The 19,487-nt window shown below is 62.8% G+C and carries 16 protein-coding genes; 12 read left to right on the top strand and 4 right to left on the bottom strand.

Annotation, left to right across the window (positions count from 1 at the left end; genetic code table 11):
* Positions 1-1,028 precede the first annotated feature (1,028 nt).
* From HALAL_RS0103900 to HALAL_RS0103935, 7 genes are all read left to right on the top strand, one after another.
* Positions 1,029-1,286, top strand: a complete 258-nt coding sequence (locus HALAL_RS0103900) for a glutaredoxin family protein (RefSeq protein ID WP_025272743.1) — start codon at positions 1,029-1,031, stop codon at positions 1,284-1,286.
* A gap of 155 nt (positions 1,287-1,441) precedes the next feature.
* On the top strand, positions 1,442-2,167 hold the full coding sequence (locus HALAL_RS0103905; RefSeq protein ID WP_025272744.1) for a redox-sensing transcriptional repressor Rex: 726 nt from the start codon (positions 1,442-1,444) through the stop codon (positions 2,165-2,167).
* Between the two features lie 4 nt (positions 2,168-2,171).
* Entirely contained in the window at positions 2,172-3,491 is a 1,320-nt protein-coding gene (hemA, locus tag HALAL_RS0103910; RefSeq protein ID WP_025272745.1) for a glutamyl-tRNA reductase, read from the top strand.
* Positions 3,492-3,495: 4 nt separating this feature from the next.
* Positions 3,496-4,422 carry a hydroxymethylbilane synthase gene (hemC, locus tag HALAL_RS0103915; RefSeq protein ID WP_025272746.1) on the top strand — a complete coding sequence of 309 codons (927 nt, stop codon included), beginning with the start codon at positions 3,496-3,498 and terminating at the stop codon, positions 4,420-4,422.
* Between the two features lie 214 nt (positions 4,423-4,636).
* Positions 4,637-6,211, top strand: coding sequence for a uroporphyrinogen-III synthase (locus HALAL_RS0103920; RefSeq protein ID WP_025272747.1), 1,575 nt, complete (start codon positions 4,637-4,639; stop codon positions 6,209-6,211).
* A gap of 163 nt (positions 6,212-6,374) precedes the next feature.
* A complete protein-coding gene (gene hemB, locus HALAL_RS0103925; RefSeq protein WP_025272748.1) occupies positions 6,375-7,352 on the top strand; it encodes a porphobilinogen synthase in 978 nt (325 codons plus the stop codon).
* Between the two features lie 379 nt (positions 7,353-7,731).
* Positions 7,732-8,292 (top strand): dihydrofolate reductase family protein, encoded by a 561-nt coding sequence (locus HALAL_RS0103935; RefSeq protein WP_025272749.1) that lies wholly within the window; start codon positions 7,732-7,734, stop codon positions 8,290-8,292.
* A gap of 44 nt (positions 8,293-8,336) precedes the next feature.
* Here HALAL_RS0103935 and HALAL_RS0103940 read toward each other — a convergent pair whose 3' ends face one another.
* From HALAL_RS0103940 to mqnE, 3 genes are all read right to left on the bottom strand, one after another.
* Positions 8,337-8,582 (bottom strand): DUF4229 domain-containing protein, encoded by a 246-nt coding sequence (locus HALAL_RS0103940; RefSeq protein ID WP_025272750.1) that lies wholly within the window; start codon positions 8,580-8,582, stop codon positions 8,337-8,339.
* Between the two features lie 103 nt (positions 8,583-8,685).
* Positions 8,686-9,105 (bottom strand): hypothetical protein, encoded by a 420-nt coding sequence (locus tag HALAL_RS0103945; protein WP_025272751.1) that lies wholly within the window; start codon positions 9,103-9,105, stop codon positions 8,686-8,688.
* 17 nt (positions 9,106-9,122) lie between these two features.
* Positions 9,123-10,298 carry an aminofutalosine synthase MqnE gene (mqnE, locus tag HALAL_RS0103950; protein ID WP_025272752.1) on the bottom strand — a complete coding sequence of 392 codons (1,176 nt, stop codon included), beginning with the start codon at positions 10,296-10,298 and terminating at the stop codon, positions 9,123-9,125.
* Positions 10,299-10,679: 381 nt separating this feature from the next.
* Between mqnE and HALAL_RS0103955 the strand changes: the two genes are divergently transcribed.
* On the top strand, positions 10,680-12,134 hold the full coding sequence (locus HALAL_RS0103955) for a C40 family peptidase (RefSeq protein WP_025272753.1): 1,455 nt from the start codon (positions 10,680-10,682) through the stop codon (positions 12,132-12,134).
* A 291-nt stretch (positions 12,135-12,425) separates the two neighbouring features.
* On the top strand, positions 12,426-14,732 hold the full coding sequence (locus tag HALAL_RS18445; protein WP_156937589.1) for a hypothetical protein: 2,307 nt from the start codon (positions 12,426-12,428) through the stop codon (positions 14,730-14,732).
* Here HALAL_RS18445 and HALAL_RS19165 read toward each other — a convergent pair.
* Positions 14,729-14,857: a hypothetical protein gene (locus HALAL_RS19165; RefSeq protein WP_281171597.1), complete on the bottom strand. Its 129-nt coding sequence runs from the start codon at positions 14,855-14,857 to the stop codon at positions 14,729-14,731. The genes HALAL_RS18445 and HALAL_RS19165 overlap by 4 nt on opposite strands.
* A 172-nt stretch (positions 14,858-15,029) precedes the next feature.
* Between HALAL_RS19165 and HALAL_RS0103975 the strand changes: the two genes are divergently transcribed.
* The 3 genes from HALAL_RS0103975 to HALAL_RS0103985 all read left to right on the top strand — a co-directional run bounded on the left by HALAL_RS0103975 (position 15,030) and on the right by HALAL_RS0103985 (position 19,292).
* Entirely contained in the window at positions 15,030-15,323 is a 294-nt protein-coding gene (locus HALAL_RS0103975; protein ID WP_025272756.1) for a YrhK family protein, read from the top strand.
* Positions 15,324-15,530: 207 nt separating this feature from the next.
* Positions 15,531-16,838: a DUF2254 domain-containing protein gene (locus HALAL_RS0103980; RefSeq protein WP_025272757.1), complete on the top strand. Its 1,308-nt coding sequence runs from the start codon at positions 15,531-15,533 to the stop codon at positions 16,836-16,838.
* A gap of 111 nt (positions 16,839-16,949) precedes the next feature.
* A complete protein-coding gene (locus HALAL_RS0103985; RefSeq protein WP_025272758.1) occupies positions 16,950-19,292 on the top strand; it encodes an FdhF/YdeP family oxidoreductase in 2,343 nt (780 codons plus the stop codon).
* The last annotated feature ends 195 nt before the right edge of the window (positions 19,293-19,487 follow it).

The raw sequence follows: 19,487 nt of genomic DNA on the forward strand, positions 1-19,487 counted from the left end.
CGACGATGCCGCCCCGGCTGAGCGGGTCCGGGAACCGTCGCCTGTCCCATCCTGGTGGTGACGGGCGAGCCGGTCACCGTCGGCGCCGCGGCACGCGTGTCCGTGTCCAGCCGCAGCAACATGGCAATGGCCTCTTTCAGCGACCCCAGGTTTCGGGCCGCTTCCCTAACGCTGAATTCATTGAGCGCTGGCATGGAAACGTTGTCGAATGCATGAAGACTCGGTTGATAACCGGGCACTATTGGCCTCCTCGGTAGAGGGGTTGGGCCTGACAGGTCGTGACGCCGTGAGCGGCAGGCATATGGTTTTGATCGCCTCGCTTCGGCCCCGAATTCGGATGCCCTGACAGCGGTTCGGCGGCGGCACACTGAATGTTTCCCCGTCCAGCCGAATCCGTCGGCTCCTCGCACCGTGTTCCCCGGGTTCGTCGTCCGCAAACGTCGGCCCCTGCGGTTCTGCGAGTGCCCTGCTGCACAGACATCCGTGCTTTGCCTTCCACCGCACGGATACACGACCTTCCTTCGCGTCATCGTCGATCGATTCCGGTGCCTTACCGCACCGCAACCCATCGTCGCCACCGGAATTGGCTTCGTTGAGCTTAAAAACCGTCGCGCCGAATCCGAGGCATTTCACTCCGGCGTGTCGTGAGTGTTGGGCAATATTCATCTGACTGATCGATCGCCATGCCCGCACGATCGGTGTCCGCGTATGCTGGTATCCCACCTTCACCCTCCCCACTAAGGTGCTGTAATACCTGAAACGAGGCCGCGTTCCGAGGTCCCGTCGCCTTCCTCGGAGAAGTTGCGCCCCATAGGTGTCACGCTCTGCGCCCCACCGCGCAGTCGGCCGAATGGATCTCGTCGTTGGTTTTCGACGGGAAAGCATTCACGAGATAAATTCGAGCTGTCGTGGAGATCAATCGTGACCGAGAATGTACGGCACGTGTCGCACACACTGTGCGACATTGCGATCTATTTTCTGACAATCCCGTTACGGCACTCGCCGTCCGTCTGATAACAAGGAGTGACATGCCTGAATCACCAGCGGAAACACCGCGTGAACGAATCACCCTGCTGACCACTGAGCACTGTCACCTGTGCGAGCAGGCGCGCCAGGACCTGGATTCCGTCACCGCGCGGACCGGGGCTCCCTGGCGGGAAATCGACGTCGCACAGGACCGGGAACTGGCGATCGAATACGGCGACCGGCTGCCGGTCGTTCTCCTCGACGGGAAAGAACACGCTTATTGGTCGGTGGACGCCGACCGACTCATCGCGGATCTCTAACAACAGGCCCGGGTGGCGGAACCGCGGTACAGGCAATTTCTATAAAGTCACTTAGCTATATATGAAGAATTATCTGGCGCGCAATCACATTGCGGCGGCGATTCCAGATATCCTGGTCCGAAACATCTGAATGGAATCCCGTCGATAGGAGATCAATGGCGACCTCCCAGAATTCCCGCCGAGAGACCGAGGACATCGCACCCACCGCCGCATTCCTTCCCGATCAGAGCACCGACGCCGCCTCTCTTCCCACCACCACGGTCAATCGGCTCCCCGAGTACCTCCGGGCCCTCCGGGCGCTCGCCGACGACGGAGTGGAGACCGTCTCCTCCGATCGACTCTCCACCGACACCGGAGTCAGCCCCGCCCTGCTTCGCAAAGACCTCTCGCTTCTGGGGGCGTCGGGACGGCGCGGAATCGGGTATGACGTTACAAATCTCACCGTTCATCTGCTCAATGTCCTCGGGCTCACACGAATCTCACGGGTCGCCCTCATCGGGATGGGGCACCTGGGCCAAGCCCTGGCCCGATACCCGGGGTTCCGTTCCCGAGGCTTCCACATCATCGGCGCCTTCGACTCCGATCCGGCGGTGGTCGGCAAGCGGATTCCGCCGCACACCGTACGTGACGTGCGTGAACTTCCCGAGGCAATCGATCGTTTCCAGATTACAATTGGCGTGATCACCACCCCGGAACACGCGGCACAGCGAATAGCGGACATGCTGGTCAAAGGAGGCGTCACCAGCATTCTCAACTTCGCTCCGTGTCTGCTCAGCGTGCCGGAAGGTGTGGCGGTGCGCAAAGTTGACCTGGCCGTTGAATTGCAGCTTTTGTCGTTCCACGAGCATCATAAGAATCCGGAAACCGTGAGACAGGATTGAAAACGTGAACCTCCTGGTTGTTGGCCTTTCCCACCACAGTGCGCCCATCTCTGCGCTGGAACAGCTCGCTTTCAGCGATTCCGAAGCCGAAGCGGCGGTAGGGCGATTGATCGACGGGGGTGCGGTTTCCGAGGCCGTCATCCTGTCGACCTGCAATCGGGTGGAGGTCTACGCCTCGGCACCCACGTTCCACGGGGCGCTCACCGCGATCGTCGACGAACTCCAAGGCCGGTGGAGCGAGCTGGACTTCGCCTCGGTCGGCTACGCCCGACACAACCACGACGCCATCGACCATCTCTTCCGAGTCGTCTCCGGACTCGACTCCATCGCCGCCGGAGAAGCACAGATCCTCGGACAGATTCGCACCGCCTACGACCGCGCGGTGGAATCCGATCAAGTGGACCGGCAACTGCACGACCTCTTTCAACGTGCCCTGCACACCGGAAAACGGGTACGTACCGAGACCGACATCGAAGACACCGCCCCGTCCATCATCACCGCCGCACTCCAGCACGCCGGAGAGCACCACGACCTCAGCTTCGAGGACGCTCGAGTCGTCGTGCTCGGGGCCGGAGCGATGGGTGCGCTGGCGGCCGCGACCGTGGCCCGTTATGAGCCCAAAGGGCTCACCATAGTCAATCGCGACCCCGACAAGGCCGACGCGCTCGCTCGGGAATGGCAGGCGGAATCGGGCCGCTGGGAACAACTGGGCGAACTACTTCCCCAAGCCGACCTGCTCATCACCGCCACCGGAGCCCCTGAACCGGTCGTCGACCGCACCATGGTCTCCGGCGTCTCCGAACTCCTCATCGTCGACGTGGCGCTGCCGCGCGACACCACCTCGGACGTGTCGTCCCAAGCCGGGGTAGAGGTCATCGACCTCGGCGTCCTCCACGACGCCGCCGAAACGCACGGCTCGCAGACGGCTCTGAGCCAGGCGGAAGAGATCATCCGCGCCGAACGCGACGAATACCTCGAACGACTGAGGGCCGAGGCCGTTACGCCCACCGTCGCCGCCCTGCGAGGCGCGGCGGACGACATCGTCACCGCTGAACTGGAAAAACTGGCACGCCGAGACGATTTCACCGACGCGCAGCGAGCGACGGTGGCTGCTATGGTACGACGAGTGGTAGGACGGCTTCTGCACGAGCCGACCGTCCGAGTCCGCCAGTTGGCCGGACAGCCGGGCGCTCCCGACTACGCTCAGATCCTGAATGAACTATTCGCGCTGGACTGCGACGACCTCGCCTCCGCTTCACACGACGTGCTCGCCGAAGCACTCAAAGTCCGCCCGGTCTCCGGCCCGGCGCAAGAAGGGAATTGATTCAATGACCATCCGCGTGGGAACCCGTGGTTCACAACTGGCGGTCGCCCAGAGCGAGACGGTCGCCGCCGCGATCGAACGGGCCACCGGCGAAAACGTCGAACTGGTAAAGATCACCACCACCGGCGACACCTCGTCGGCCCCGGTCACCCAGCTCGGTGTGGGCGTCTTTGTCAATCAGCTCCGCAACGCCCTCCACGACGACGAGATCGACGTGGCGGTGCACTCCTTTAAAGACCTGCCCACCGACCAGCCCGAAGACCTGGAGATCGCCGCCGTCCCACCGCGCGCCGACCCACGCGACATTCTGCTGGGCAGTCAGAATCGCACCCTGGACGAACTGCCCGCCGGAGCCCGCATTGGAACCGGATCACCGCGCCGGGCCGCCCAGCTTCTGGCGATGGAACGCGGCTGGGAGGTCGTACCGATTCGCGGGAACATCGATTCCCGTTCCGCGCGCGTCGGCAAAGACCTGGACGCGGTCGTTCTGGCCGCCGCCGGCTTCCACCGCGTCGGACGTGAGAGCGAAGTAACCGAGTTCATCGACCCTCTCACCATGCTTCCCGCCCCGGCACAAGGTGCATTGGCGGTCGAATGCCGCAAAACGGACAAGACAAACGCAGCGATTTTGTATAAACTCAACGACCGGAACGCAGAATTCGCTACCGCCGCCGAACGTGCCATTCTCGCTCGGTTGGAAGCCGGATGCTCCGCGCCGGTCGCCGCGCTGGCGGACACCTCCCCTGCGGACGAGGACAACCCCGAGGCCCTTGACCTCTATCTTCGAGCCTTGGTCGCAGCCGAGGACGGTTCGCGGGTGGACAAGCTATCGGTCACAGCCACGGTGACAAAACCGGAGGAGGCCGCTACGGTTGGAACTCGATTGGCAGAAGAACTGCTCGATGCGGGCGTGACACTGGTGAGGAAATAACACCGCACCGCAGCGCGGAGACCGACCGACGGATTTCGCGACGGATGGGTCGCCACGGCCCATGTGAGTGGAAAGCGCGATGGCACGGCGGCGACTGGACCGATTCAGCCGTCACCTCACCGCTTGACGCCGGCGTTCCCGACCTTCTCAAGTGAGCGTCCACGCCGCCAGAAGGTAATTGTTGTATAGCTACTTGTACTGATGGAGATACTAGATGAGCCGTAAGCTGGTAGGTCGAGTTCGATTTATCGGAACCGGACCGGGAGACCCGGGTCTATTGACGAAACGTGCCCTGGATGCGATTGCCGAGTCCGATCACGTCTACTATGACCGGTCCCTACCGTCGGCTCTCCACGAATTCGCCGCCCAACACGCGGGAGGCGAAGAAAAGATCAAGCTGATTGAAAACTCCCCCTCCGACCAGGCACGCATCATGGCCGACGCCGCCGCGAACGGGGAAAACATCTGCCGACTCTTCGTCGGCGACGTCTACCCCAACCGCCACGCCAAAGCCGAGATCAAAGCCGCCTCCGAGACCGAAGCACGCTTCGAGGTCATCCCCGGCATGAGCCACGCCCAAGCGGTATCGGTCTACGCCGGAATGCCGCCCGAATCCACCCGCACCGTCATCGACATCGACGACATCGCCTCGCTGGAGCCGATGGCGCTCGCCGACGCTGTCAAGCGCGGCTCGTTGACGGTGACGGCCGACGTTTCCGACCTCTCCAGCCTTCGCGACATTCTGCTCGCCGGCGGCGTCATGGGCGACACCCCGGTGGCCGTCACCGGTGACGCGACCGGAGAGACGCAGTACACCACCACTTCCGCGGTCGACACCTTCGTGGAAGCGGCGCTGGGCTACGCCGGTCAGGTCGTGTTGACCATCGGCCCCGGCGTTCCGATGCGCGGAGAGCTCGGCTGGTGGGAATCGCGCCCGCTGTACGGCTGGAAAGTCCTCATCCCCCGCACCAAGGAGCAGGCCGGGGTCATGGCCGAAAAGCTGCGCTCCTACGGTGCGATTCCCTGCGAGGTTCCGACCATCGCGGTCGAACCGCCCCGGACCCCGGCGCAGATGGAACGGGCCATCAAGGGTCTGGTGGACGGGCGCTACGCCTGGATCGTGTTCACCTCGCAGAACGCCGTCAAGGCCATCTGGGAGAAGTTCCAGGAACACGGACTGGACGCGCGTGCGTTCGGCGGTATTAAGATCGCCGCCATCGGAGAGGCTACCGCCCAGGCGGTCCGCAACTTCGGTATCGAACCCGAGCTGCTCCCGAGCGGCCAGCAGTCCTCACAGGGCCTGCTGGAGGTCTTCCCGCCGCACGATTCGGTGCTCGACCTCGTGGGCCGCGTCCTGCTGCCACGGGCCGACATCGCCACCGAGACCCTGGTGGCCGGATTGACCGAACGCGGCTGGGAAGTCGACGACGTCACCGCCTACCGGACGGTGCGCGCCTCGCCTCCGCCGGCCGAGATCCGTGACGCCATCAAGAGCGGCGGCTTCGACGCGGTGCTGTTCACCTCGTCGTCCACGGTGCGCAACCTGGTGGGTATCGCCGGTAAACCGCACCAGCGGACCGTCATCTCCTGCATCGGGCCCGCCACGGTGGAGACGGCCAACGAGTTCGGTCTGCGCGTGGACACGAAACCGGAGAACCCCAACATCACCGAGTTGATCGAATCGCTGGCCGATTACGCCGACGAACTCAAGAAACGCCTGGCCGAAGGCCCGATCAAGACCCGACGCGGGCAGAAGATCCAAGGGCCGACGGCGCTGCGTTTCCGCTAATCGGTTAACGAAGTCACGGCGACGACAGGCGTCGATCGTGACGTCACGGGGCGATGGACGAGTAGTTTGGAAAGTGTCCGGGTGCGATGGCATTCGGACACCGCCACTCTCGGCCATCGCCCCTCTTCGCATCTGGAACACAGAATTTCACGAGGAGCTCACCATGAGCCAATTTCCCAGTCAGCGCCCACGACGGATGCGTCGTTCCCGTGGCCTCCGCAATCTCGTGGCCGAAACCCGCGTTCACCCGAACGACCTGATCCTGCCGGTGTTCGTCAATGAGAACCTCAACGAACGACGCGCCCTCTCCTCCCTCCCCGGCGTGTATCAAGAGACCTTGGAGTCGGTGACCGACGTGGCCGCCGCCTGCCTCGACGCCGAGCTCGGCGGCATCATGCCGTTCGCCATCCCCACCGAACGCGACGCCACCGGAAGCGCCGCCGTCGACCCCAACGGCATTCTCGCCCGTACCACCACGGCGATCAAAGACAAGGTCGGCGACGACCTGGTGGTCATCCCCGATCTCTGCCTGGACGAGTTCACCGACCACGGGCACTGCGGGGTACTGGACGACCGGGGAAACGTCGCCAACGACGCCACCCTGGAGCTCTACGGCGAGATGGCGCGGGTACTGGCCGCCTCCGGAGCCGACCTGCTGGGTGCGTCGGGAATGATGGACGGCCAAGTGGGCCACGTGCGGAGTGTCCTCGACGCCGACGGCCACAGTGACACCGGGATTCTCGCTTACGCCGCCAAGTTCGCCTCGGCGTTCTACGGCCCCTTCCGCGAAGCTGTGGACTCGCAGTTGCAGGGCGACCGCCGCACCTACCAGGAAGATCCCTCGAACGCGACCGAGGCGCTACGGGAGATCGACGCCGACGTCGAGCAGGGAGCCGACATCGTCATGGTCAAACCGGGAATGCCCTACCTCGACATCGTCGCCGCTGCCGCCCGGCGCGTGACCGTACCGGTCGCCGGTTACCAGGTCAGCGGGGAGTACGCCCAGATCAAGGCGGCCGCGGAGCGCGGTTGGATCGACGGACAGGCCGCCATGTCCGAGGCCGTCCTGTCACTCAAGCGGGCCGGGGCCTCCATGATCGCCACCTACGGTGCCCTGGACGTGGCCCGACACCTCCGCTAGGGCCGAGCGAGACGGCGTCGGCAAGCAATCCGCCGCAGCACGTAGAAAAGCGGGTGCCCTGATAGGCGCCCGCTGGTACGTGGCAAGCGTCGGAGCCGGGAACGCCGCAAGACAGTACGCCTGTGCACCACAGCCGAAACGGTTCCGACCTCCGGACGTGCGCTATGAGGCGCCACAGGAGATACAGCTACACCTCTCGATATCTAATCATGGTTGTGCGCAATCGCCCTCGTCCTTTGATATAACCATGGTCACCATCGAGATCGATCCAAGTTTTCCCGTCGAATGCGATGATTTCGCACTTACTCCCTCGTCGATACAGGTACAACAACCGTATCCGAATAAGAAAACGGCACAGTAGCTGTGGAAGGTAATACCAATGCGTACTCTGATCATTTCCGCGTTCGTTTCGCTTGACGGTGTCATGGAAGCACCTGGTGGCGGCGGTGACTATCGCAATGCCGACTGGACCTTTAAAGACGTGCCCTTTGTCGAGGACGTGTACGAGATCAAGGGTCGGGAACAGGAAGAAGCCGGCGCCATGTTGCTAGGCCGCAGGTCGTATGAGGAATTTCTTCCTAGTTGGCCTTCGATGGACGAGTTCGCCCGGTACAACGCCATGCCGCGGTATGTCGTGTCCACAACCCTGAAGAAGGACGACCCCGCTTGGCCCGCCACCATCTTCGACAACCTGGACGACGTGGCCAGGCTGAAGGAGTCCGACGGCGATCCCATCATTGTTCACGGCAGCGCCGAACTGGGGAAGAGCTTGGCGGACGCGGGCCTGGTGGACCGGTATCACCTTCTGGTGTTCCCACTGTTGCTCGGCGCGGGAAAGCGCCTCTTCAGCGAGACGGACAAAGACTCCACCAAGCTCAAGCTCGTCGAGCACGAGGTGTATTCCAACGACGTCCAGAAACAGGTCTTCGACGTTCTTTAAGCCGTCACAAAGCGGGGCGAGCAGGGCGGACGTTCACACCCGCCCTAATCGTCGCCTTCGAGCTCCTTGCGAAGCTTCGCCTTCTGCTCTTTACGCTCCTTGACGGTCGTGTCGATGGAGGTGATCATGTTCTCTCGCAGACGCCGCAAGGCGAACAACGACAGTCCCATCGACGCGACGACCGCGATCACCAGCGCGAGGAAGACGTCCTCAATGATGAAGAGCAGGGGGATCGCGAACAGGGCGAACAGCCCGAGGCGGGCCCCGATGTAGGTAAGGGTCGGATTCATAAACTCGTCTTTCCACCAGCATCGTCGTTACGCTGCTTGGCCACTGGCGTCACACGGTCCGTCCGGAGGTGTTTCCCGGTAGCGGCGTTACCTTCGATGATACTTAGCCTTGATCGCGTGAACCAAACGCGTCGATCCCGAAGTGCCATACCACCGCGTACACGATCGCTCCGATCGCCGAGGCCACCGCGCCGGAGTAGAGCGGCAACCAACCGTCGGGCAACACCACATAGGTGGCGATACCGCCCGCTACCCCGATGACCAGGCTCAACCCCGCAATCCCGACTCGAGCCGGGGCCTCCCGATGCCGTTTGAACTCTTCGGTGAAGGTGAACAGGCACATGAAGGCCGTGGCCCAGCCGGAGACGTATCCGATTCCACGGCCCCCGATGAGGCTGAAGAGGACGTCGATGCCCGCCAGGATCACAAACCCCAGAACCAGCATCGCCAATACCGTCCCCACGAGTTTGGGCAGGGTGTCGAGCGGCGTGGACTGGGGCGATCGATCCGATTCGGTGCTCATAGAGGCGACATCAATCCTTAAAACATGACGGAGCCGGGGACCGCCCGGCGTTCGGCCAGACTTTGCGGCCCTTCGTATTCGCGCATCACCTCGTACTTGGTGTTGCGCTCGACCGGCTTGAAGCCCGCGTCGCGGATCAGCTCCAGCAGGTCCTCGCGGGTCATCTTGTCGGGGGTGCCGTAATTGTCGGCGTCGTGGGTGATCTTGTACTCCACCACAGAACCGTCCAGGTCGTCGGCCCCATAGCTGAGCGACAACGACGCCACGTCGAGGCCGTGCATCACCCAGAAACACTTCACGTGGTCGAAGTTGTCCAGCATGAGACGGGAGACCGCGAAGGTCTTGAGCGACTCGGTCGACGAGGCCATGGTGGTACGCGACTGGATCTTATTGCGCACCTTGCCGTCCTGCGAGTCGTGGAAGTCGTGTTGGTAACGCAGGGGAATGAACACCGCGAACCCGCCGGTTTCGTCCTGTAGTTCCCGCAGACGCATGACGTGGTCCACGCGGTGGCGGCGCTCTTCGATGTGGCCGTACAGCATGGTGGCCGGAGTCCGCAGTCCCTTCTGATGGGCCTTGCGGTGGATTTCGGACCACTCTTCCCAGTGGCAGTCGTGATCGACGATGTGCTGCCGGACCTCCCAGTCGAAGATCTCGGCTCCACCACCGGTCAAGGACTCCAGCCCGGCGTCGATCAGCTCGTCGAGTACCTCGTCCAAGCTGAGTCCGGAGATCTTTTGGAACCACTGGATCTCGGTGGCGGTGAAGGCCTTGAGATTGACCTCGGGGAGGGTTTCCTTGAGTTCCTTGAGAACACGCGGGTAGTAGCGCCACGGCAGGGTGGGGTGCAGCCCGTTGACGATGTGCAGTTCGGTGGGAGCGTCGCCCTTCATCTGCTCGGCCAGAGCGACCGCCTGCTCAATGCGCATGGTGTAGGCGTCGGCCTCGCCGGGTTTCCGCTGAAAGGAGCAGTACGAGCAGGCCGCCGCGCACACATTGGTCAGGTTGAGGTGGCGGTTGACGTTGAACATGGCGACATCGCCGTTCTTCTCCGTGCGCACCCCGTGGGCCAGACGCCCCAACCAGGCCAGGTCGTCGACTTCGTACAGCTGCACACCGTCCTCGTAGGTCAGGCGTTCACCTGCCGCGACCTTCTCCTCGATGGAGTGCTTAAAGCGTTGCGTGTCGTCCATATGCCCTCTTTCTCCTCCAGCCTGCGACGCGGATACTCCCCAGCCTAACGCTGAAATGTGGATATCCCGGCCCGGTGCGGACGCCTGTGACGCCATATATCCCCACGATCGGCACCGATCGCTCACATATGGTCATGATTCTCACTGCCCCACAAGAATTTCAAAATTCATATCTTCAACGTTCGATGCCTTTCCGGGATGGATTTTGCATCATCGGTACGGTAGCCTGTGACAAGAATCGTCGCATGAATCCCATTCATCTGACGGTTGTGCCGCCGGATGAGGCGATGGGATTCATGAGCACGTGTTGACCATAATGGTCGTGGACCGACATCGGCCCGCCACCGACCGACGACCTCCCGGATAAAGGAACCCCACAACATGCGTTTGACTCGCGAAGTATCGCGTTGGATCACAGCGTCCGGCGCTGCGGTCGTGCTGACTCTGGGTGCGGCCCCCGCCGCGGCGGAGCCGGGCTCCGACGTGCCCGATAATGGGGAACGTCCCGTCAACGGAGGCGGTACGGACGAACCGGTGGAACGGCCCGAGGCCGAGGGCCCCTTCGCCGAGGAAATCGCCGACCTCACCACCGAAGTCGCCCAACTGGGCGGCGAGCGCACCGCTACGCGGACCGAACTCGACGGGCGCGAGGAAAAGCGGGACAACGCCTTGGAGAATCAGGAGTCCGCCGAGGAGGCCGTGGCGGACGCCAAGGAGGCGCTCACGGAGGTCGCCGACGACGCCTATATCGAGTCGCAGTCTGACGGCACTCCTTGGGAAACCGACCTTCGCGACCTTCCACGTGGTTCCTCGGAATGGGAGCAGGCTCTCCTTGATCTCGATGAGGCGCAAACCGATCTGCGTTTCGCCGAAGCGGTTCTGGATGCCGCGGAGTTGTCGGTGGATCGTTCCCAGACGCGTTGGGAGGACGCCGAAGAGGCGTATCAAGAGGCGCAGGACGAACTCGACGAGTACATCGAGAAGAACGAAGAGGAACTGGAGCGGATTGAGCGCGAGCGCGAAGAGAGCGCCGAGCGCAATCGTTCGGGGATTTCCACTGATATCGATGGCAGCTACGCCGCCGAGGAGGCCGTCGCGGCCGTGGAGTGGGCGTTGACGCAATTGGGCAAGCCGTATCGTTGGGGTGCCAGCGGTACCGCCGAATTCGACTGTTCGTCACTGGTCCAGGGGGCCTATAACTCGGTGGGATTCTCGCTTCCACGCGTCGCCAACGACCAGTACTTCGCCACTCGCCACAATTCCGTGTCGGTCGAGCAGCTTTTGCCGGGTGACCTGTTGTATTGGGCGACGAATACCTCGGACTGGAAGTCGGTCTATCACACCGCCATTTACATCGGGGACGGCAAGATGGTGCAGGCGCCCCGACCCGGAGACGTGGTGAAGATCAGTTCGGTGTGGTTCGGCGACTTCATGGGTGCCACCCGCGTGGTCCCGGCTAAGAACGAGCCTCCGGCCGACGACGGACCGACACCGGAGCCGACTCCGACCGATGATCCCAGCCCTACGGACGAGCCCAGTCCCACTGAGGAGCCAAGTCCGACCGGGGAACCGAGCCCCACGGAAGAGCCCACTCCGACGGACGAACCGAGTCCCACGGAGTCTCCCAGCCCGACCGAGGAACCGAGTCCGACGGACGAGCCCGGACCCACCGAGGAACCCAGCCCGAGCCGGCAGCCTTCGCCGTCACCGTCTCCTACTGAGGACGAGGACGACTCGCCGTCACCGTCGCAGAGTCCGTCGCCGAGCGAGGGAACCGGTTCCCAGCAGTCGCGAACGTCCGGCCGTGAAGACGGCGACAAGGACTCGGCCCGATAGGGCGCGCTTTCGCCTCGGGGTCGACGGAGGCCGGACGATGTCGGCATGGCAATCTGGAACTAGCCTGAAACAGAAGGTTTTTCTGAAGCGTCGGCTGCGCATGAGAGTGTAACGCCGATCCATGTCGGCTGTGCTGAAGTTGTGTCGAGCGGTGGGACGGCCTAGAGTGTTGTGGCACGGGCTCGATGTTCCCGACAGCCGCCCTCACGGCCGTCGGTAGGTGTGGTTTCGTCATCGGGTCGGGCCTCAGCGATCACCGGGACAGAGCAAGCGCGAGTACGAGGAGTTTTGGTGGACGACAACACGTGTAGTTCCTGCGGGCGGCAACGCGGACCCCATGATCAGCGCTGTCCGCAATGCGGCGTACCGACTCCGCCTCCCTTGGGAGGTTTTCCCGCCGCCCCGCCTCCTCCGTCCGCTATGCCGCCGCCCGCCTACGGCCAATCGGGGTACGGCTCCGTCCCACCGCCGCCGTCTGGAAACCCGGCTCAATACGGGGGTCAGCCTCCCTCCGGTGAACAGGCTCAGTTCGGTACGCCGGGACAGAACACGGCTGCCGGACCACAGGGATACTCCATGTACGCGCCGCAGCCGCATTCGGCACCTCCGCAGGCCAGTGCGTCGGTTCCACCGCCGCCTGCTCCACATCAAACGCCACCGGCGCAGGGATATGCCGCGGTTCCGCCACCGCAGCAACCGTCGGCACCACCGCCTTCCCAACCTCAGGGACAGGCGAGTCCGCAACCGTACGGACAGACCGCGCCTCCGCCCCCGCAGCAATCCATGCCGCCGGCATACGGACAATCGGCTCCTCCTCCGGCACCAGGGTATTCGCCTCCGGTGTACGGGCAGTCGCAGCCGCCCCCGCAGCAGACTCCCCAACCCACTCCGCCGGGAAACGCGGCACCGCAGGGATTCCCTCCTCGGGCACCGCAGGAGCAACCTCCTGTTCCCCCGCAGCAGGCCGCGCCGCAATACTCGGCACCTCAGTACTCCGCACCGCAGTATTCGGTGCCGCCACAGCAGTCGGCTCCGCCGCCGGCGCAGGCGAGCGTTCCAAACAATGTCGGCGCGCAGCAGGCACCCAACGCGCCGACTTCATCCGTTCCGCAGGCACCGGCTCCGTCCGGACCGATGCCGCAGAACCCCGCACCGAGCGGTTCCGAGCCACAGCATCCCGGATCGGTACCCCCGGCACAGCAGAACGCCGTTCCTCCCCATGCGGTACCGCCACAGCCGACCGCCCCGCCACCCGCACCGAGTGCGCCACCGCAAACACCTACCGGTCCTACGCCTCCACCGTCGTCGGGGTTCCAGATTCCATCTGCCGCCCCGTTGTCCGGTTCGGACCTCTTCCGGCCGCATGTGACGCCGTCGGAGGAGTCGGTCGATCAGTCGGCGGCCGGTTACGAGCCTCCCGCGCCTAAAGAGGTCACTCCGCCGTCGACGACCTCGATGTTCGCCACCCCGGCCGACACGACGGACTCGAACGACACGGTGTCCTCTTCCGAACCGGGCGAATCGGTGAGCGAACCGGGCCCCGCACCCGATGGCGAGAAATCCGACGATGCCGCCGCCGTGGAACCCCACGAGGAGGCCGACGACAACGATCGGGACACCGCAGCACAAACTCCCGAAGCCGCGACGGCGTCGACCGAACCCGAGGCCTCCGCGCCGACGACGGATTCACCTGCGGATACGCCGCAAACCGACTCTCCCGCCGAACACGCCACGTCCGGCCAGGCCGACCAGGAGGCGGTCCAGGTGCAAGCGGAGTCCGCGCCGGTGGAAGTGGCTAAAGAAGACCCCATGTGGGACGACGGCGAGGACGACGGAATTCCAACCGACAACCTGGATGACGAGTCCGCCGATCTCATTGCCAGCCTTGGCAGCGATGTCGAAGGGGAGTCGCTGGAACTCTCCTCAGCAGAGCAGCGGGACAATACGTCCGCGACGTTGACCGAGGCGACGGACGAATCCGCCACCACCGCTGCCGACGAGGCACCCGCATCCGAGACGACACCGGAATCCGACGATCAACCGGCGGAGTCGGTCAGCGATGAGGCCCACGAAGGAAGCGCCGCTACCGCAGGCGACGCCGAAACGGCTCCGGAGACGACCGCAGCGGTGGCCGAAGACGAGTCGTCACCGACGGCTGGGGAGGCGGAGAACGAATCCGCCGAATCCGAAGCGCACTCGGTTGCGACGACGACCGACGAGTCGACCGTAGAGGAACGGTCGTCCACCCACGACGAGGCCGCGGAAACCTCTTCGGACGCACCTGTCGAGTCGGAAGCGTCCGAACCCGACCCGACAGACGACGACACCGCGTCTCCGACCGAAGCAGACGTCGACGCGACCGAGCCGCCCAATGAAAGTGATTCGGCGCAGGAGGTCCCTGCCGTTCCCGAATCGGCCGCTGCAGAGCAGGCCCAGGTGGAGACCGATGAGGTAACCACGGCCGACGACGCCGACTCACCCGACGAAGCGGGGCCGGAATCCGAGGCGACGCAGGAGGCGGACGTTCCGCCACCACCAGCACTGCAGTTGGAGATTCCGCTGCCGTCCCAGAAATCCGCCACGCCAAACCGCGATTAGCACGTCGGCGAATCCTGGGAGAACGTACGGTCGTCGGCCCATAGTCGGAACGAGAATCGGTCGACGACCGGAAAAGCCGCCGCTCCACCGCCGATAATCAGCGGTTGTCCGAGTATGAAATCCATACTCTGAATTGTTTCCCGGATTCGTGAAACTGTTCAACGAGCGTGCAAACTCGATTCGTCTGTTCTGAGAATATCGTCGAACACTGTTTTATTGCTTCATCGCGACGGGCTTCCTCACCGAGGAGAAATCCGATTATCCGCCGTTCGCCTGAATTTTTGTTAGCATCAGGTGATGAACAGCTCCGATGAAAAATCGTTGACTTTTAAGATCGGACATGATGAGTTGGTGATCCGGCAGCGGTACGAGGCGCTGAGCATTGCCAACGATATTATGATCGGACTCTGGTTCGTCATCGGGAGTATCATGTTCCTCTCTCCTTCGTTGGCGGAACCGGCGGTATGGCTGTTCATCCTCGGATCCACCCAGATGCTGATTCGTCCCGTCATTCGTTTGACACGACACCTCCATTTGCAGAGATTCCATCCGGGAAGGTCGTCCGTCGTCGAGTCGCCGCGCGATTTTTAAATCATGGCCTGCCCCGCCCTATAAAATTGACGGGACGTCGTCTCGCGCCTCCACATGATTCGACGTGTGCAACGTTCATGCTTTTAGCAGCACACATTTGCCATACGGTGACAATTGTTGCCGACGCGCGAAAATTGATTTTATGAATTTATTGCACGTTTATTGGGAAGAGCCTCCCCCGTTTCACTCCACTTTCATAATGAGGCGATGAAGGTTATCTCTGCCAAGCGGCACCACGCGCTGTCGTTGACCCGCGAGCATGTGCGCAATTCCTTCATTGCGGTACCGCTCGTCTCCATCGTCGCGGCGGCCGCCCTGGCAGGCGCGGCGTGGTGGATCGATGACGCTCTCAGCGGCTCACTGCACGGGCGCGGGGTCGAATCGTTCTTTATCGCCTTGGCGGGACCTGCCGAAACCATGGTGAACTCCGTATCGTCCGCCATGCTCACATTCGTCGGCGTCGTCTTTTCGATCTCCCTGGTCGCACTTCAGATGGCGGCGAACTCCTTCTCGCAACGTGTACTGCTCCTGTACATCCGTTCACGAGTCACCAAGGCCGCCTTGTCGATCTTCCTCGGCACGTTCGTATACTCCATGATCGCGACCCTCCAGTTCACGAACTACGACAAGGACTCCCCCAACACCACCGTTCCCGTGGTCGCTTCGGGACTTACCGTCGTTCTGGTCTTTACCAGCCTGGTTCTGTTCATTGTGTACGTCAACTCCACCATCCGGCTCCTCCGCCTGTCGGTCATCATCGACGTCGTGGCACACGAATCGTTGACAACCATGCGATTCCTGCGCCGTGACCGTGAGGAAGCGGTCGATCGACCTCGCCCTGAATTCGACGACAGTCCCATCGAGCTGATTCATACGGGAAAGTCGGGCGCGCTGCAGGATATGAACGTCGGCCGCCTCGTCCGCTACGCTCGGCGCCGCGACGTCGTCATCGAATTGATTCCCCGAGTCGGGGACTTTCTGACCAGCGGCACCCCCGTCGCCCGAGTCTACGGTGGGACGTTCTCCGCCCACCGGCTCGGAAAATGCCTCACCACCGGCACCGATCGATCCGACTACCAAGACCTTGGTTTCGGACTACGTCAACTGGTCGACATCGCCGCTAAAGCACTGTCTCCGGCCGTCAACGACCCCACATCCGCCGTTCAAGTCATCGATCGTGTTCAGGAGATCATCGGTCATCTCGCCGTCACTCCGATAGACGAGGTCGCCTTCTGCGACGGCGACGGCGCGGTACGCCTCTTGGTCAACCATCACAGATGGACGGCCCTCGTCGAACTCGCCTTTACGGAAATCCGCACCTACGGAGCATCATCACCACAGGTCACCCGACGCCTCACCGCGGCCCTCAACGACCTGATACGGATGTGCCCCACCGATCGACGGGAAGCCCTGCACCACCAACTCGCCCTGCTGCGGGCAGACGTCAACACCGCCATGCCCACGACAGCGGACTCCGCCTATGCGCTGACCCCCGACCGGCAGGGCATCGGCTGACCCGTCGACGTGGGCAGCGACGGACGTTCCACCCGGCCTCTGCGCCTCCAGCGCCACCCGGCCTCGGCAATAACCGTGCCAAAACCACCGAAGTATGAGGGAATAGGCAGCATGAGCGACAACCACGACGAGCACCTGGATGCGGGCCAAGACTTCACTGACAAGAGACCCCACCGGGTCGGCCCCACGCCGCAGGGCAAGCCGGAATCGAAGCCGTACACCCATCCCGCCGCCGGGTGGGGAGCGGCCAAAGCAGTGACCCGCTTTATCGCAAAACAAGGCGACATCGTCGACGGTCCCCGCGCGATCTTTAAGATGAACCACGAAAACGGTGGCTTCGACTGCCCCGGATGCGCGTGGCCCGACAGCCTTAAAGGCATCCACCTCGACATCTGTGAAAACGGCATCAAACACGTCAGTTGGGAATTGACCAAAAAACGCGTCGATCGCGCGTTCTTCGCCAAGCATTCCGTATCGGAATTGGCGCGATGGAGCGACTTCGACCTGGAAAACCAGGGTCGTCTCACCGAACCGCTGGTGTATAACCCTGATACAGACCATTACGTCCCCATCACCTGGGACGATGCCTTCCAGCTGTTCGGCGATGTCGTCCAGAGTCTCGACTCCCCCGATCAGGCGGCGTTCTACACTTCCGGACGCCTGGGAAACGAGGCCACGTTCCTCTACCAGCTGATGGCACGCGAACTGGGCACCAACAATCTGCCCGATTGCTCCAACATGTGCCACGAAGCCAGTGGTCGGGCTCTACAGGCCTCGATAGGAACCGGGAAAGGAACCGTCGACCTCAAGGATTGGGAGGAGGCCGACGCCCTGTTCATCCTCGGCGTCAACGTGGCCTCCAACGCGCCACGCATGCTGACGTCGCTGGTCGAGGCCAATAAGCGCGGAGCCGAGATCGTACACGTCAACCCCCTTATCGAATCGGCGGCGAGGAAAGCGATCATCCCCCACGAATTCCTCGCGATGGGGACCTTCCACTCCACACCGACCAGCAGTCTCAACCTACAACCGCGCACCGGTGGGGACATGGCGCTGATGCGGGGCATCGCCAAGACCCTCCTCGAATGGTCCACCGACGACCCGAAGGCCGTCGACCGGGAATTCATCGAACGCTATACCACCGGCTTCCACCGGTACCGAAAACTGTGCGAATCGACTCCGTGGCACGACATCGAAGAGCAGTCCGGTCTGTCGCACGACGACATCGTCTCCGCCGCCACCGTCTATCGCAACGCCGACCGCAGCATCATCAGCTGGTGTCTGGGCGTGACGCAGCACGATCACGGCGTGGACACCATTCGCGAGATCATGAACGTACTCCTCCTACGCGGCAATCTCGGGCGAGAGGGAACCGGTCCCTGTCCCGTACGTGGACACAGCAATGTGCAGGGCAACCGAACCTGCGGTATCGACCATCGTCCAGACCAGGCGTTTCTCGATCGCCTCGCCGACGTCTGCGGAATCGACCCTCCCCGAGAATGGGGAATGGACACCGTCGACACGATCAAAGCGATGCACAACGGCGATGTCAGCGTATTCGTCGGCATGGGCGGGAACTTCGCGCTCGCGGCTCCCGACACGCCTTATACGTATGAAGCGCTACGACAATGCGAGCTCACCGTTCAGGTGAGCACCAAACTCAATCGCAGTCACCTGGTGCACGGCAAACGAGCCCTGATCCTGCCATGCCTGGGGCGAACGGAAAAAGACGTTCAGAACGCGGGGGTTCAAGCTACGACGGTCGAAGATTCGATGAGCATGGTTCACCGGTCGGTGGGAATGAAGGACCCCGGTTCGCCACATCTACGTTCCGAGCCGGCCATCATCGCCGGTCTGAGCCGTGCCGCTTTGCCGAACAGCTCCACACCGTGGTCGTGGTACGTCGACGACTACGACCGTATCCGCGACACCATGTCGCGGGTGATCGACGGATTCGAGGACTTTAACCGCCGCGTACGACGCCCACTCGGATTCCGAATTAAACAACCGGCTCGTGAACTGGTGTTTCTCACTCCTTCGGGCAAAGCCGAGTTCTCTACGGCCACACTGCCGAACGTCGTACCCGACGCCGGAATGCTCTCGCTGGGAACCATGCGTTCCCACGACCAGTGGAATACCACGATCTACTCCGATAACGACCGGTATCGCGGCATCACGAACCTGCGCACCCTGGTTTTCATGAACGAGGCGGACATGCGCGAGCGCGGTTTGAGCAAGTTCGATCCCGTCGATATCACGAGTACGGCCAAGGACGGTTCGCATCGCGTCCTGCGGGACTTTCTCGCCGTCCCCTACGACATTCCGCCCGGATGCGCCGCCGGGTACATGCCGGAGATGAACGTGCTCTGTGCGCTCGACGATTACAGTAGGCAAAGCGACCAGCCGATTATGAAACACTTGAAGGTCACCGTCAACGCCGCGAGCTCTCCGTAGTCATGGTCCCGAGGCGACCGTCTGTGGGTGGACCACCGGGCTCAGGTCTCCGCCGAACCGCGATTAATTCGCACCTCGCCCGTCGATAACGCCGGTGGGAAATTTGCGCAAAATCCCCCATAATCGCTGGAACCGCTCCAAGCTGGATACAAAACCGGGTAGCCGACTACGGGGGCGTATTCCGCCGCTCGTCAT

Source organism: Haloglycomyces albus DSM 45210 (genome assembly GCF_000527155.1).
GTDB classification, from domain to species: domain Bacteria; phylum Actinomycetota; class Actinomycetes; order Mycobacteriales; family Micromonosporaceae; genus Haloglycomyces; species Haloglycomyces albus.